The following is a 15690-nucleotide window of genomic DNA, read 5'->3' as shown; positions in this document are numbered from 1 at the left end:
GCGGCAAGAAATGGTGGGGCGACTTAGCGCGGACGTGTGAGTTATCTCGCTTGATTTTTCTTGATCTTGATCCAATGCAAGTAAGGTTCTAACTTGAAATGAGCAGGGCTCCCTGGATTATTGATTTTGGCGCTTTTCACGGACAAGATGCGCGCTTCTATCTTGAGAAAGGCTTCCTTGTCCTTTCTGTAGAAGCGAACCCATCTGCTGCGGCAAAAGCGTTTGAGCTGAATCAGGCTTATGCGAAGGCAGGGCGTTTCAGGCTACTCAATATCGCAATAGACACGGCTCCGGGCGAAATTGACTTCTTTGTCCACGATCACGGGGATTGGTCATCTGCTGAAAAAAATACACGATTCACTGCAGAAAACTCCAAAGTGATCAAGGTGTCCGCGACCCCAGCATCCGAGATATTTCGGATCTACGGCATCCCCTACTACGTCAAGATCGACATTGAGGGGAGGGACATTGAAGTTATCCGCGCCATATGTTCACTGCCGGAAAAACCGTTGCATGTTTCCTATGAGTTAGGAGCATCCACTGTCATTGCCTCGGAAATGCTGCACAAGGCTGGATACACCGAGTTTTCCCTTTCGCCTCAGGGTAACCATGGGAAGCTTGTCGCTCCGAATCCTCCGCTTGAAGGCGATTTTGTCGAATTTCGCTTTACCGGATATCATTCCGGGCCTTTCGGACGCGAAGTCCCCGATGGGTGGTATGGACGAGAGGAACTTCTAGAGAAGATAGCAGCCATAGATCACTCTAAAGGATTGGGCAGATGGTGGGATGTTCATGCGAGATTGCGCGAACCAGAACACGATAGCTACGTTCATTTTTCTAGGTCTCCGTTTGTAGAAGAGAAGTCAATGCCCTGCGAGCTGGTGCTGGAACAAGATCAGGAAAATCGTGGTGTGGCAGGAGGAGGGAAGAATCCTGCAAGTGAACAACGAATCGCAGACAAGCATCAGCAGCTCAACATTCCGCATCTCGCTGCCGCAGTCCATGATGTCGCAAAGGACTGGAAGGCTGCAAAGTATTACGACGATGCTGAGGCATCTATCGACAGTCAGTGGAATCGGTTTATTTGGCCGTCAATCAATTGTTGTTCGTTTGACTATGTTGTTGATTTGGCGTGTGGACATGGCAGAAATACTGCCAAGTTAGCGGAAATCTCAAAGAAAGTTGTTGCTATAGATGTGAACTCGGAAAACGTTGAATACTGCACGGAGCGTTTTCGGAGTCGCGAAAACGTCATCGTGCGCCAGACCGACGGAACAACGCTCGCTGGCGTGCCTGATGAGGTCGTGAGCCTGGTATACTGTTTTGATGCGATGGTGCATTTTGATTCGGATGTCGTTCGCGAATACATAAAAGAGATACGGCGTGTGCTGCGAGTTGGTGGGCACGCCTTTCTGCACCATTCGGCAATGGACAAGAATCCAGTGGGATCATTTCGAAACAATCCTGGATGGCGTAACTATATGTCTCCCTCACTCATGGCGCATTGGGCAAACAAAAGCGGCTTGTCAGTTGCCAATCAAGTGATGCTCGATTGGCGAGGCGATGGAGTAGTCTTGGATTGCTTGACTTTTCTAAAGCGATGGAAATAATTTTGAAGACTGAATAATCCACCATATGTCATTTTTGGGAAACGCAGGCGGATTTGAATAATACCAATTCCCATTGATGAAGACTCATTTTGGGGATTCCCCTTGAACGTTGGTTCTGATTCAACCTGGACACCTCCGATAACCCTGTGTGATGGGGTCATCTGAGCGTAATTCTGGCTTCCCGGCACCGCATTGGCCGTTGTCTGGCGTATCACAGTCTGCCAAAGCCACCCTTTCGGGTGAATTTGGCGTCATGCGGACGCAGTTCTCCCGTTGAGCCAGACCCAGCGTTTCATGTTGTAGGCCATGGCGGCGAATGTGATGGCCGCCTCGGCGCGCTTGATGCCGATGGTGCGGATGAAGAGCTTCATTGGCCCCTTCAGCATGGCAAATGGATGCTCGACCTTGGCGCGGATGGCGGATTTCCGTGCATTGGCGCGGGCGGTGCGCTGGGACATCGGCTTGCCCTTGGGCTTCTTGACATGGATATGGCTGACCTTGCTGTCGCTGGCGGGATAAAACTCCCCAGAAGTGGCGAATGAAAAGTCCCCAGTTTTGGCAGAGGGCAAGGCCCCGGGGGGCATGCCCCCCGGGGCCTTGCGGCCATCTCTCCGCCATCCTGTTTCCCGCTGTCTGCGGGGAGGATGCCGGTGATCAAGCTTGGGGACCTTGTCATGATCCTGGACCTTGCCCGCCAAGGGCTATCCGTTTCCGCCATCGCGCGCCGGACCGGTTTCGACCGCAAGACCGTGCGCCGGCATATCGAGCGTGGGCTGGAGCCGCCCGCCTACACACCCCGGCCACCGCGGCTGTCGCTGTTATCCCCCTATGAGCCCTTCTTGCGCGAACGGCTGGCCACCGTGCCGGAACTGACGGCCAGACGCCTGCACCGGGAGATCAAGGAGCAGGGCTACAAGGGCGGCTACACCCTGGTGAAGGTCTTTGTCCGGTCCGTGCGACCGACACCGGCCAGGCGCTTCGAGCGCCGGTTCGAGACGCCGCCCGGCAAACAGGCCCAAGTGGATTTCGCCTACTTCAAAACCGAATTCACCGACGAACCTGGCATGGAGCGGGTGGTCTGGCTGTTCTCCCTGGTGCTGGGCCATTCCCGGATGATCTGGGCGCGGTTCGTCGCCCGCCAGGATCTGCCCACTCTGCTGCGCTGTCATATTGCCGCCTTCGAGGCTCTGGGCGGCGTGCCAGAGCAGATCCTCTACGACCGGATGCGTACCGCCGTTCTGGGCGAGGCGGACGACGACAGGGGCGTCGTCTACAACGAGAAGCTCCTGACACTGGCGGCCCATTACGGCTTCCTGCCGAAGGCCTGCAAGCCCTACCGAGCCCAGACCAAGGGTAAAGTGGAGCGGCCCTTCCGCTATGTGCGGGAGGATTTCTTCCTGGGTCGCACCTTCCGCAATCTCGACGACCTGAACGCCCAGTTCCGGCAATGGCTGGACCAAGTGGCCAATGTCCGGCGCCATGCCACCACCAGCCGGGTGGTCATCGAGCATTTCGCCGAGGAAAAACCCAACCTCCGGCCATTGCCCGCCGGTCCTTGCAATGCCGTGCTGGCCCTGGAGCGACGGGTCACCCGCGACGGCATGGTGTCGGTGGGCGGCAATCTCTATTCCGTCCCCGACTGCACCCGTCGGCGCGTCGTGGAGGTGCAGGTCACCGCCACACAGGTCCAGATCCTGGAGGATGGAACGCTGATCGCCAACCATCCCGTCCTGGAGGGGCGCGGGCAACGCCGGCTGCTGGAGGGACATCGTACCCTGCCGCCACCGGCCAACAGCACCGTCACAAGGGAGGGAGCGGCACCGCCCCCCAAGCCGCCCGGACGTACCGTGACGCCCCGCGACCTTACCATCTATGACGCCATCGGCCGCCGGCTGGCCGATCAGGGGGTGCGGCCATGACGCTGATCCCATCGACCCTGGAACGCATCCGCCGGCATCTGGTGGGCCTGCGCATGCCGCGCGCTCTGGAAACCCTGGACGGCACCGTCCGCCAGCTCGAACGCGGCGAGATATCTGCCCTGGAGGCGCTGGAGGGCCTGCTGGGCGAGGAACTGACCCTGCGCGAGGGGCGGCGCATCAAGGCCGCCCTCAAGATGGGGCGGCTGATCAACATCAAGACCCTGGAGGGGTTCGACTTCTCCTTCCAGCCCTCGCTGGACCGCAACCGCATCATGACCCTGGCCCAGCTGGACTTCATCGCCCGCCATGAGGTCTTACATTTCCTCGGCCAGCCCGGCTGCGGCAAGACCCACCTGGCTCTGGCCCTGGGCGTGGAAGCCGTAAAAGGCGGCTATTCCGTCTATTTCATGACCCTGGCCGACCTCATCACCTCCCTGGCCAAGGCCGAGCGCGAGGGAAATCTGCGCGAACGCCTGCGCTTCCTATGCCGGCCCCAGCTGCTCATCGTCGATGAGATCGGCTACCTGCCCGTCATCCCGGGCGGTGGAAACCTGTTCTTCCAGCTCGTCAACGCCCGCTATGAACGCGGTGCCATGATCCTCACCTCAAACCGTGGCTTTGCCGAATGGGGAGAGGTCTTCAACGATCCCGTCGTCGCCACCGCCCTGCTGGACCGTCTCCTGCATCATGCCATCGTCGTCCATATCGAGGGCGCCAGCTATCGCCTGCGCCGTCATGCCGACCTGATCCCGGATAACAACCGCACCCGGCCCATCAACCCACCAATTCAGCCAAAACCAAGGGGGAGACCGCCAAAAAACAAACAAGCCTGACTATCCAAAATCAATTCGCCAGCCAAACCATCTGGGGAATTTTCAAATGCCACTTCTGGGGATTTCTATTTCGCCCTTTACACTTGCCGGCGTCGCGCAGGAAATCCTCATTGGCCTGGGAGCGATAGGCCGTGTCGGCCCACACGCCCGACGCCGTATTGTCCGGGTCGATCAGTCCCTCGCGCAGGCGCGCGCCGTCGTGGGCGGCAGCATCGCTGACCAGCCGGCGCCGGATCACACCATGCCGCCGGTCGATGGCGATATGCGCCTTGTAGCCAAAGACCGGGATGGCGATGTCGGGCGGCTGCGGTGCCCCCTCGGGGGCCGGCTTGGCCTTGCTGAATTTCACCGTCCAGCGTGCATCCACATCCTTCTGGGCCGCCTTGGCCGGCTGATCGGGCCAGATCTCATGGGCGGACTTGCCTTGCTTGATCGCCGCTTTCTCCTCCTCCTTGTTACGCTGGCGGGGCGCCGCCACCAGGGTCGCATCCACGATCTGGCCCGACATCGGCAGATAACCCGCCGCAACGATTGCCTGGTCCAGACGCGTGAACAGCCCGTCCAGCGCACGGGCACGGATCAACGCCTCGCGGAAATCCCACAGCGTGTTGGCATCGGGTACCCCGTCCCCCGGCCCCAACCCACAGAACCGCATCCAGCTCAGCCGGTCACGCACCAGATACGAGGTCTGTTGCAGCGACAGACCGTGCAGCGCCTGCAACACCAGCATCTTGAATTTTAGCACCGCGTCGAACGGCGGGCGACCGCCCTTGCGCGGGTCGCCACGGCGCAGGGCCTTGGCCAGAACCGGCCGGAACTGCTCAAAATCAACCGTCGCCGACAGCCGCTCCAGCGGATCACCCTCCGCCGACAACTCGCGTAGACGATCCTCAAAATCCCAGAAACCGAACTGGCCCGACATCACCAAACTCGCTACAGGCTGCATGCCCTATCATAGCAGAAATCGGCAGTTTCCGGAGGTGTCCAGCTTCGTCAGGCGTATCGCAAGGCATTGATGCAATTCAGATTAATTTCGAATCAAACTCTAAAGCGATGGAAATAATTTTGAAGACTGAATAATCCACCATATGTCATTTTTGGGAAACGCAGGCGGATTTGAATAAGCCGTCGTTCAACTACAGAGTGGAAATGAAGCTGTTCTCTACATAGAAGGATTTCAGCTCCTCGAAGCAGGTCTTGATCTTTTTGTTAGCCTCGATCCAATCATGTTCGATCATCGCTTGCGCTGGGTCGCACCAGTCTTCGGTGACGCCCTGATACGGCAGGCCGTAGACTTCACAGAATTCGGTCAGGCGAGAATCGTAGACGTAGTAATAGCAGGGTTTGCCTTGCAACAGCGCCACCATATTGCCGTGAAAGCGGAAGCCAACGATGGCATCGAGATCGCGCGCCTTGGCCAGCCATTCCTCAATGCTCTTCACGCTGACCATATGCGCCATCAGCCGCTCGGGCGAGAAAAGTTCGGTCGCTCTCATGCGACCGATCACCTCGGCGGCGGCTTCCCGTCGCTCGGCGAAGGAAAGATCGTGATCGGCGATATCGTATTCGCGCAGCACCCCCTGCTCGAAAACCGACATGTTCGCCGCATTCTCGAGCGCCCAAGCAATCACCTTGCCGTGCATGGTTAGTGCTTCGGTCGGGGCGTGGCAGAAGATATTGGTCGTCAGGCCGGAGTGAATCGAGACGCCGATCGACCGCTCGGGCATTGCCAGCATGTCCGGGACACGCACCTGCGGGGCACGCAGGGTGTAGAACAGCGACGGGCAGCCCGTTACGCGGATGTTCCGCCCACCCAGCCGCTCCACCACCGATGCAGTAAAGTCGCCGCGGACAGAGATGCTGGCAGATTTCTCGTTCAGCCGGGCAATGAACTCACGCGCGCCAACGTTGCTGTCGAGATAGGTGACATCCTTGGTGGGGTTCTGTGCACCAAGGCCGACGATCGCCAACGAAGCATCAATGCTGTCGAGCGTTTTGTTGGCTGCCTCGAAATCGAAGTGCTTGTGCAGATATGTCGATCCACGAATGATCGCACGATCCACCGGCTGCGAGAGTGTGTCACCGAAGTTGACCCGAACCGTCTTTTCCAGCTTCAGTTCGTGTAGGATCGCGATGCAGACGAGCATGTCACCGTAGTTCGGCTTCCACTTGGAAGTGCGCATGTCCGGCCAGGTAGTATGGTTCCGGCTTTCTATGTGATTGAAGTGGACGAGTGCAATCGTCATCAATTACCTGCGGTTCAAGCCGTTCTCGGCGCGGATTGTCTTCAACCCTAACCTCACTTGAGTAGCCCGACCCATGCCCTTTGTCCAGACCGGAACCACCCGCCTGCTTTACCTCCATGTCCCTAAGACCGGGGGCGGGGCGATCGAGACCTGGCTGAAGACCCTCGCACCGCTGCATTTTCACAGCATCGGCATGCCCAATGCACTTCGTTGCACGCCACAGCACTTCCGCATGGCGGATTTCCGCGCGCTGTTCGGCGATGGCTGGTTCGATCATGCCGCGATGACGGTCCGCAACCCCTACGACCGCATCGCCAGCGAGTATCGCATGCGGGCCGTCCTTTCCGGTCAGGGGTTCTGGAAGGCCTGGCCGCAATTCTCGCTCTGGCTGGAGACCAACCTCGAGGCAGCGACGAAGAACCCCTTCCACCTCGACAATCATCTACGCCCTCAGTGGGAGTTTCACGGATCCGGTGTCGAGGTACTTCGCTACGAGGATGGCCTGCTTGCCGCGGCGGCGCATATGGCCATGTTGCTGGGCGTGGAGCCCCCAACGGAACTGCCGAGGGTCCATGACACGTCGGAAGCGCAGATCGAGGTATCGTGGGACTTGTCGGACCGGCTTCGCGTGCAGGAGTTTTACCGCAAGGATTTCGAGATCTTCGGCTACCCGCCTTGATCTTCTTATGATTGTAAGAAAATTTCCATTTATCCGTAGCGGTTTGGGGGTTTGGCGAGGATTTCCAGTCACCTTGACGTGGTTGACATGTCCGTGATGATGCCGGCCGTGCGGATCACAGGCTGCGTTTTGCCAGTTCCTTCAAGAAAACAACGGACAGCGACCACAAAGGCCCGGTTGCCGCCAATGTCCTCGACCAGGATTTTGCCGCCGCCGGACCCAATGAGAAGTGGGGCGTCGACATCAGCTATGTCTGGACCGCCGAGGGCTGGCTCTATCTGGCCATCGTGCTCGACCTCTATTCGCGCCGCATCATCGGCTGGGCGGTGTCCGACAGGCTGAAGAAGGATCTCGCCCTAAACGCCCTCAGGCGCGCCATCGCCATCCGCAGGCCGCCGAAGGGCGTCATTCACCACTCCGATCGCGGCAGCCAAGGCGGTCTCAACCGGTCGTCGCAACAGCCCTTTGAGAGGAGGTTGCGATGGCCAAACGGAAGCGTCGATCAGCCAGATCTGGACGCGCGCCTGTGTTTTCACCTGGACGCCCTGGTATTGCCCGCCGTGAAGATCGCCGGCGCTTCTGGGGTTTGATTGCCCTGGGCCGTTCCAGTGAAGACGCCGCCATTGAGGTTGGGGTATCAGCGCCTGTCGGCTCCAGATGGTTTCGCGAGGCTGGCGGCATGCCCCCTACACATCTTTCCCCGACGGCCCCATGTCCGGTCGGACGCTATCTATCCTTGTCAGAGCGGGAGGAGATCGCGCTGATGCTGGCGCGGGGATGTGCCTTGCGAGCGATTGCACGGCATCTGAAACGATCCCCCTCGACGATATCCCGCGAGGTCCGTCGCAATGCGGCGACGCGTTCGGGCGGGTTTGAGTATCGGGCAACCACAGCCCAATGGCATGCAGAACGAGCAGCGCGCCGGCCCAAGATCGCGAAGCTGGCCTCGAACGAGCGGTTGCGACACTATGTGCAAGAACACCTTGCCGGCCTGGTCCAGCGATCAGATGGAGGCAAGGTCGCCGGGCCGCAGGCGCCCTGGAAGGGGCGACGCCATGGGCGCAGGCAATCACGGCGGTGGGCAACGGCCTGGAGCCCGGAACAGATTTCGCGAAGGCTGTTGCTCGACTTCCCCGAGGACAAGACCATGCGGATCAGCCACGAAGCCATTTATCAGGCCCTCTACATCCAGGGGCGCGGTGCCTTGCGTCGGGAATTGACAGCATGCCTGCGCACCGGCCGGGCGCTACGCGTGCCCCAGGCCAGGACCGGCCGCCGGGGAAAATCCTTCATCACGCCTGAAATCATGATCAGCGAACGCCCAGCCGAAGCCGATGACCGCGCCGTTCCTGGACATTGGGAGGGTGATCTGATCATCGGGCTGAACAGTTCTGCCATTGGCACCCTGGTCGAAAGAACGACACGTTTCACGATGCTGTTGCATCTGCCAGCGATGCCGGGCCATGGCGAAGGGGCACGGCCGAAGAACGGCCCCGCCCTTGCCGGTCATGGCGCCGAAGCCGTGCGCGACGCCATCGCGCGGACCATTGTCCAACTTCCTCAGCACCTCCGGCGATCTCTATCCTGGGATCAGGGGGCTGAAATGGCACGGCACGCGGAACTGAAGGTTCTTGCCGATCTGCCTGTCTATTTCTGCGATCCTCACAGCCCTTGGCAACGTGGGACCAACGAGAACACCAACGGGCTGTTGCGACAGTATTTCCCCAAGGGCACGGACCTCGGCTTGCACCCGCCCGAGGAACTTGATGCCGTTGCCGCAGCACTGAACGGCCGGCCGCGTAAAACCCTCGCCTGGAAAACTCCCGCCGAAGCACTGGACGAACTCATCGCGGAAACGCAAAATCACCCTGTTGCGACGACCGGTTGAGACCGCCCAATATCTGTCCATTCGCTACACAGAGCGGCTGGCGGAAGCCGGCATCGAACCCTCGGTCGGCAGTGTCGGAGACAGTTACGACAATGCCCTGGCCGAGACGATCAACGGGCTGTTCAAGGCGGAGGTTATCCACCGTCGCGGCCCCTGGCGCAGCGTCGAGGCCGTGGAATATGCCACCCTGGAATGGGTCGACTGGTTCAACAACCGACGCCTGCTCGAGTCAATCGGGAACATTCCGCCCGCCGAAGCCGAGGCCAACTTCTACGCCGCGCTGGAAACCAAAGCCATGGCCGCGTAACTATTGAATCCAAGCCTCCGGCAAACCCGGCGCGGTTCAGGAGAGTCAGGACCCAAGGCTCTTGGTATGACCCGGATGCCGGCATTGTGGGCTACTCTCCGGCCGCATCCTTGGCTTTACCCCAGTCACCCTGCCCAGGTTCCTTGGCCGGGAGCCGAGCGGCGCCATCCTTGGAGAGGAGCGCGTAAGAACCTTGCTTGTGGGGATTAGGCTGAGAGGACCGTCCGCTCGCATCTTCCGCCAAGTCACGCTATCAGCACCTCATGAATTTCATGGTGCGTTTATTTAGCTATTTCCGGCAATCTCTATCCGCACTTCTCATATTATAATACATCTCCTCTCTATATGAGGTAAGGCGATTAACGGCCTCGGGACTCAATTTTGTTCCGAGAAATGATTTTGTTCTAATATGTTCATCAACAGCGGTGGCTAGCTGGTCATATTCTTTTGCTAGGTCACAATGTTTTTTGGCAGCATCTGGATCAGGTCTCCTCGCTTTGGAGGCATACTGTTCACCTGTTTTTATCAATTCCTTATAAATTTCAATCATTCGATGTTGAGTGTCGTAAAACACCCTCATGGCTTCGACGGGGTCGCTTTCCAGCAAGGCCTTTGTCTTATTCAGCTTGGCATCAAAATACTCTGAAAATGATTGGGCGCTCACATACGAGGGGCCGACCAAATACATTAGAACGACGACTGCTGCGGCTTTGAATCGCATTTGGATACCCTTAAGTTTGCAGGATGGGCTGATTATAAGTATCGAATTATGGGCGCGCAATATACGTTATGGCCGCGATGTCGGCCTTAGATTGAAGCGCTTCCGCTTTCAGAAACGGAACGGTGTGAACTGGCCCCCGTTTGGACCGGACAGTCAGGCCTAGCCTGGGAGGCTTGGGGATATCCCTGAGCATGTGCTTATGCCTGAGAGTTTGATTCGAAATTAATCTGAATTGCATCAATGCCTTGCGATACGCCTGACGAAGGTTTGTACGGAGGCGATGAAGATCCAGGCTGTTGCGGAAGCGATAGTCTGCTCGAAGTCTTTGGCCAAGCGTCGGTTTCGGTTGAGCCATGCCAGGGTGCGTTCGACGACCCAGCGTCGTGGCAAGACCTGCAAGCCTTGGGCTGTGTCGGATCGCTTGATGATGTCGATGGTCCATTTTCCAATGCAGCGCAACGCGTCTTTGAGCTTGTCCCCGGCATAGCCGCCATCGGCGAAGACGTGCCGCAGCCACGGGAAGGGTTTGACGATTTCGGCCAGCACCAGCGGTGCGCCATCACGATCCTGGATATCGGCGGTATGGATCACGGCATGGACGAGATTACCTTGGGTGTCGGTGAGGATATGGCGCTTACGCCCCTTTATCTTCTTGCCCGCGTCATATCCCCTCGGGCCGCCGGATTCCGTGGTTTTGACGCTCTGACTGTCGATCACGCCGGCGGTTGGGCTGGCATCACGGCCTTGTTGCTCGCGCATCGCCATCAGCAAGACATGGTTTACCGTGAGCCACAGACCATTGTCACGCCACAGGTAGAACCAGCGCCGCACCGTCGAGACCGGCGGGAAACAAGGTGGCAGCATCCGCCACGGCAGGCCGCCCCGAAGCAGATAAAGGATCGCCTCGACGATCCGGCGCAGCGGCCATTTGCGTGGCCTGCCTACGGCGGACGCAGCAGGCAGCAGCGGTTCCAACAAAGACCATTCCGCATCGGTCAAATCGCTTGGCAAAGCCAGGCCGTTGCGGGCATGAAGGGCGCGGGTGGTATCAGTCCACATCGGAGATGCACGGTTGTTTTTGGCGAAACCCCTGAATCACCGATAGGGAACGCTGTCAAGCTAACCCGCTGATACCACTCAACTTAATTTCGGATCAGGCTCTGAGATCGAGATCATCACGGATGGCGGTCGCCGTCGCCGTTGGACGGCATCGGAGAAGCTGCGGATCGTTGAGGAGACGCTGGACGGCCGGTCGAGCATCTCCGTTGTCGCCCGACGGCATGGCGTCGCGCCGAACCTGTTGTATCGTTGGCGGCGTCTGATGCTGGAAGGCGGGAGCGTAGCCGTGGCCGATGATGACGATGTGACCAGCAACAAGGTTGTCCGGCAGCTTGAGGAGCGAGTGCGGGAACTGGAGCGCCAGCTTGGCCGCAAGGTGCTGGAGGCGGAAATCCTGCGCGATGCGCTGGAAAAGTCGCACTCAAAAAAACCGATCTTGCTCGCGCGGTCGCCGCTGAAGGGCGGTTCGCGGTGAAGGCGGTGGCTGAAACCCTGGGCGTGGCCCGGTCGAACCTGATCGACCGGCTGGCCGGCGGGACGCGGCCGCGCGGTCGCTACCACAAGGCCGGGGACGTGGTGATCGTGCCCATGATCACCGCCCTGGTGACGGCCCGGCCGACCTATGGCTATCGCCGGATCACGGCGCTGCTGAACCGGCAATTGCGGGAAACGGGGGTAGCGCCGGTGAACCACAAGCGGGTCTATCGCATCATGCAGGCCAACAATCTGCTGCTGGCCCGCAAATATGAGGAGCGGCCCGACCTGACGCATGACGGCAAGGTGATCGTCATGCGCTCGAACCTGCGCTGGTGCTCGGACGGGTTCGAGTTCGCCTGCTGGAACGGCGACATCATCCGCGGTGCGTTCATCATTGATGCCCATGACCGGGAGATCATCGCCTGGCGGGCCGTCGTCAATGCCGGCATCAGCGGTTCCGACATCCGCGACATGATGCTGGAGGCGGTCGAGGCCCGGTTCGCCACCATGCGCGCTCCCCAGCCTATCGAGATGCTGTCGGACAACGGCTCACCCGACATCGCCAGGAACACAAGGATCTTTGCCCGCCAGCTCGGCCTGAAGCCCTGCTTTACCCCGGTGAAAAGCCCGCAGAGCAACGGCATCGCCGAGGCATTCGTCAAAACCCTGAAGCGCGACTATGTGCATGTCACGCCACTGCCGGATGCCGAAGCCGTCCTTGGACGGATCGGTGAATGGATCGATGATTACAACAATAACCACCCGCATTCCGGCCTCAAAATGCGCTCGCCCCGCGAGTTCATAAGGGCCTATCCTGAAACAGCCTGACTGTCCGGCCAAACGGGGGCCAGTTCAATTGCCATGTTCGGACACGCCGTGGACATGGATACTCATAGTGCTCATGATGGTTAGCATGCGCGACCGAGGACCGGCGCGCGGCGCCTCAGCGACGCAAGCGCGCCGGGACCGGTCGTCGCCGCACGGTGTTGTAAACCGCGACCGGACCCAGCCGTTAGGCTGGGCCTGTAGACTTGGGCGGGTGATCCAACGGAGATGGAAATGCGCGCGACCGTTATCAAACTTGGGGATAGCTATGCCATTCAGATTCCTGCGGCCATTGTGCAGGAAATGAAGTTGAAGGAAGGAACACCGGTGGAAATAGCCGCATCCCCGACAGGGTTGAGAATTACGCCTGTGCAACAGCGTTTCAGCCTGGAGGAGCTCGTGGCACAGATGCGGCCTGAAAATCAGCATGACGAGTATTTCTTGGACAAGCCAGTTGGTGCGGAGATCGTTGAATGGAGAGACTAGCCTTCGGATGCTTTGCTTTCCCTTTCTGAAATCCTGCATCCCACCGGACTCAAATCTTGGCCACCGGTTAAGATTTAAGGCCATGATATCAGTACACATCCCGGCAATAGCGCCGGTCGGCGGCCATCTGTTCCAGCATGTCGGCACCCAGGATGTCCAGCAGGGTATGGTGGACATCCCGGGCCATGCCTTCCAGGCTGCCGCAGACATAGATGGCCGCCCCCTCCCCCGCCCAGGCAGCCACCTGATCCATGGAGGCGGCCAGCAGGTGCTGCACATGGACCCGCGGCACCTGATCGCGGGAAAAGGCCAGGTCCAGGCGGGTCAGCAGGCCGCTGTCCCGCCAGGCCGCCAGTTCATCGGCGAACAGGCTGTCATGGGCGGCCGTGCGTTCACCGAACAGCAGCCAGTTGCGCCCGTGCCCCGCGCGCTCCCGCGCCTTCAGATGGGCGCGCAGGCCGGCGATGCCCGTGCCGTTGCCCACCAGGATCAGCGGCCTGTCATCGGCCGGCGGGTGGAATCCCGGATTGCGGCGCAGGCGCAGGCGCACCGGCCCGCCCGGCGGCGCGTGCAGCCCCAGCCAGCCCGACCCCAGGCCCGGCCGGCCATCGGGCCCCGTCACCTGCCGCACCACAAGATCCAGCGTGCCGTCGCCCGGCAAGGACGCGATGGAATATTCCCGGTGGGGCAGCGGTTCCAGCCCATCGGGCAGCACGGCTTCGGCCAGCCAGTGCGACAGGGGGCGGGTGACGCCGCCGCGCGTCTCCGCCCGGTCCCCGCCGCGCGCGGCCAGCGCCCCGGCCACCGCATCCGGCGGGTTGCAGGGACCGATCTCCGCGATGTCGCCGGCCTGCCAGATGGCATCGACCCCGGCCGGCGGGCGCAGGCGCAGGTGATGGACGGGGCCGCCGGGGCTGCCGGGATTCAGGTGGCGGCGGTCCACCAGGGTCCAGGGGGCATAGTCGGGGGTCGACCAGTCGGGCAGATGGACATGCCCGGCCATCCGGCCCAGATGCTGCTGCCAGTGGCGCAGGGCGCCGGCATCGCCGTCATCCACCTCCACCGGGTCGAACAGGGGGCGCGCCCCCTGATGCCGCAGCCAGCCATCGACCGCATGGCCGAAGGCGCAGAACCGGGCATAGGACCGGTCGCCAAGCGCCAGCAGCCCGTATTCCAGGCCCGACAGCGCCACCGTACCGTCCGCCGCCAGCCCGTCGCGCATGCGGCGCACGAAGCCGGCGGCATGGTCGGGTGCATCCCCCTCCCCCGTCGTGGACACGATGAACAGCGCGCGCGACAGGCCCGACAGTCGGGCCGGATCGATCCGGTCGATGGCCTCCATCCAGGCCTTCTGCCCGGCGGACAGCAGCCCGTCCACGGTGCGTTCGGCCAGATCGCGGGCAAATCCGGTCTGGCTGGCATAGGCGACCAGGACGGCACCGTCCCCGGCCTGTCCCTTCGGCCGCCGGCGGGCGGCATGGCGGCGCCAGACAAGGGCGCAGAACAGGGCATAGGCGGCCAGCACGGCCAGCGCCCACAGCCAGCGTTGCGTCACGGGGTCCATCAATGGGTCTCCGCCAGGGCGGCCAGCGCCGGGGTCGCCCGCTCGGCCAGACCGCGCCCCTCGCGCAGGACGAACAGCGCCATGATGCCGCGCGCGGCCGCCCAGTCCGGTCCGGCCCGGGGGCCCAGCACGGTCAGCGCGGTGGCCAGCACGTCGGCCATCATGCAATCCCGGTGCAGCACGGTGACGGCGGCCAGATCATCGGGCACGGGCCGGCCCGTGCGCGGGTCCAGGCTGTGGGACAGGCGGGCACCGTCCGGCCCCATCAGGAAGCGGCGGCTGTCGCCGCTGGTCGCCACCGACCAGCCATGCAGGGCGATGCGCGTCAGGATGCCGCCGGGCCGGCCATCGCGGCCCACCGGCTGTTCCAGGGTCACCCACCAGGGATTGGCGTCATGCTTGATGCCCCAGCCGCGCAGTTCCCCGCCGATATCGACCAGATGGCTGGTCACGCCCCGGTCCGACAGATAGCGCGACACGGCATCCACGGCATGGCCCTTGGCGATGGCCGACAGGTCCAGCCGCACGCCGCCCGGCTGCCAGAGGCGCGCCGGCTCCACCCGGATCTCGTTCCAGCGCGGGGCGGCCAGGGCGGCGGCGATAGCGGCGGCGGATGGCGGGGCCGCCACGGGACCGGGCGGGCCGAAGCCCCACAGGTCCACCAGCCCGCCGATGGCGGGATCATAGGCCCCGCCGCTGTCGGCCGCGACGGCCAGCGCCGTTTCCAGCACCTGCGCCAGCCCGCCATCCACGGCCACCCAGCCGCGCGGCGCGGCGTTGTAGCGGCACAGGTCGGACGCGGGGTCCCAATGGCTCATGGACGCCACGATATCGTCCAGGATGGCAATGATCCCCCGGCGCAGCAGCAGGGGCGGCGGCCCGCCGGGCGCCACAAGCGCCACGGACCAGTAGGTGCCCATGGTCTGCCCCGACAGGCGCGTGACGGGCACGCCGACGGGCGGCAGCGCCGCCTCCGGCGCATCGGCGGGCAGAATCAGGCGCAGGGGTGCCGGCCGGTGGCGGATGGCGGGATCGGGAGACAAACTAAGCATTCCTTCCGACAAGGGCCCCGGCAC

13 protein-coding genes and 3 pseudogenes are annotated in these 15690 nt (G+C 61.4%); 9 read left to right on the top strand and 7 right to left on the bottom strand.

The window, feature by feature from the left end; genetic code table 11:
- The first annotated feature begins 98 nt into the window (after positions 1 to 98).
- Positions 99 to 1610 (top strand): class I SAM-dependent methyltransferase, encoded by a 1512-nt coding sequence (locus ABC728_RS10425; RefSeq protein WP_416622341.1) that lies wholly within the window; start codon positions 99 to 101, stop codon positions 1608 to 1610.
- Between the two features lie 251 nt (positions 1611 to 1861).
- On the opposite strand, the gene ABC728_RS10420 is transcribed toward ABC728_RS10425, so the two are convergent.
- Entirely contained in the window at positions 1862 to 2194 is a 333-nt protein-coding gene (locus ABC728_RS10420; protein WP_445376442.1) for a transposase, read from the bottom strand.
- Between the two features lie 66 nt (positions 2195 to 2260).
- Between ABC728_RS10420 and istA the strand changes: the two genes are divergently transcribed.
- The gene (gene istA, locus ABC728_RS10415) at positions 2261 to 3529 is read left to right on the top strand and encodes an IS21 family transposase (protein WP_445376441.1); all 1269 of its coding nucleotides are present in this window, start codon (positions 2261 to 2263) and stop codon (positions 3527 to 3529) included.
- Positions 3526 to 4362, top strand: a complete 837-nt coding sequence (istB, locus tag ABC728_RS10410) for an IS21-like element helper ATPase IstB (protein ID WP_445376440.1) — start codon at positions 3526 to 3528, stop codon at positions 4360 to 4362. Before istA ends, istB begins: the two co-directional genes overlap by 4 nt.
- 52 nt (positions 4363 to 4414) lie before the next feature.
- Here the strand turns inward: istB and ABC728_RS10405 are convergent.
- Together ABC728_RS10405 and ABC728_RS10400 are read right to left on the bottom strand one after the other, a co-directional pair.
- Positions 4415 to 5284 (bottom strand): annotated as a pseudogene (locus tag ABC728_RS10405) (transposase); the annotation flags it as partial.
- 214 nt (positions 5285 to 5498) lie between these two features.
- Positions 5499 to 6608, bottom strand: coding sequence for a polysaccharide pyruvyl transferase family protein (locus tag ABC728_RS10400; protein ID WP_416622352.1), 1110 nt, complete (start codon positions 6606 to 6608; stop codon positions 5499 to 5501).
- Positions 6609 to 6681: 73 nt separating this feature from the next.
- Between ABC728_RS10400 and ABC728_RS10395 the strand changes: the two genes are divergently transcribed.
- The 4 genes and pseudogenes from ABC728_RS10395 to ABC728_RS10380 form a co-directional block, all read left to right on the top strand.
- Positions 6682 to 7287 carry a sulfotransferase family 2 domain-containing protein gene (locus ABC728_RS10395; protein WP_445376439.1) on the top strand — a complete coding sequence of 202 codons (606 nt, stop codon included), beginning with the start codon at positions 6682 to 6684 and terminating at the stop codon, positions 7285 to 7287.
- Positions 7288 to 7427: 140 nt separating this feature from the next.
- Positions 7428 to 7721: pseudogene (locus ABC728_RS10390) on the top strand (DDE-type integrase/transposase/recombinase); the annotation flags it as partial.
- Between the two features lie 47 nt (positions 7722 to 7768).
- A complete protein-coding gene (locus ABC728_RS10385) occupies positions 7769 to 9175 on the top strand; it encodes an IS30 family transposase (protein ID WP_445376422.1) in 1407 nt (468 codons plus the stop codon).
- 4 nt (positions 9176 to 9179) lie between these two features.
- A pseudogene (locus ABC728_RS10380) lies at positions 9180 to 9482 on the top strand (integrase core domain-containing protein); the annotation flags it as partial.
- 289 nt (positions 9483 to 9771) lie between these two features.
- Here ABC728_RS10380 and ABC728_RS10375 read toward each other — a convergent pair.
- Together ABC728_RS10375 and ABC728_RS10370 are read right to left on the bottom strand one after the other, a co-directional pair.
- Positions 9772 to 10203 carry a hypothetical protein gene (locus ABC728_RS10375; protein ID WP_416622367.1) on the bottom strand — a complete coding sequence of 144 codons (432 nt, stop codon included), beginning with the start codon at positions 10201 to 10203 and terminating at the stop codon, positions 9772 to 9774.
- 237 nt (positions 10204 to 10440) lie between these two features.
- On the bottom strand, positions 10441 to 11262 hold the full coding sequence (locus ABC728_RS10370) for an IS5 family transposase (protein WP_445376438.1): 822 nt from the start codon (positions 11260 to 11262) through the stop codon (positions 10441 to 10443).
- A gap of 106 nt (positions 11263 to 11368) precedes the next feature.
- Here ABC728_RS10370 and ABC728_RS10365 point away from each other — a divergent pair.
- Together ABC728_RS10365 and ABC728_RS10360 are read left to right on the top strand one after the other, a co-directional pair.
- A protein-coding gene (locus tag ABC728_RS10365; protein ID WP_445376452.1) for an IS3 family transposase occupies positions 11369 to 12567 on the top strand; the annotation gives its coding sequence in 2 pieces (ribosomal slippage) (positions 11369 to 11684 and positions 11684 to 12567; 1200 coding nt in all).
- A 231-nt stretch (positions 12568 to 12798) separates the two neighbouring features.
- Complete coding sequence (locus ABC728_RS10360) at positions 12799 to 13050, top strand: AbrB/MazE/SpoVT family DNA-binding domain-containing protein (protein ID WP_416621723.1); 252 nt, start codon at positions 12799 to 12801, stop codon at positions 13048 to 13050.
- Between the two features lie 88 nt (positions 13051 to 13138).
- On the opposite strand, the gene ABC728_RS10355 is transcribed toward ABC728_RS10360, so the two are convergent.
- Both ABC728_RS10355 and ABC728_RS10350 read right to left on the bottom strand, forming a co-directional pair.
- Positions 13139 to 14614, bottom strand: coding sequence for a sulfite reductase subunit alpha (locus ABC728_RS10355; protein ID WP_416621722.1), 1476 nt, complete (start codon positions 14612 to 14614; stop codon positions 13139 to 13141).
- Positions 14614 to 15657 carry an FAD:protein FMN transferase gene (locus ABC728_RS10350; RefSeq protein ID WP_445376437.1) on the bottom strand — a complete coding sequence of 348 codons (1044 nt, stop codon included), beginning with the start codon at positions 15655 to 15657 and terminating at the stop codon, positions 14614 to 14616. The genes ABC728_RS10355 and ABC728_RS10350 overlap by 1 nt, the downstream gene beginning before the upstream one ends.
- Positions 15658 to 15690: the final 33 nt, after the last annotated feature.

This window comes from Niveispirillum fermenti, from assembly GCF_052474395.1.
This window is presented reverse-complemented; position numbering and strand designations above follow the sequence as displayed.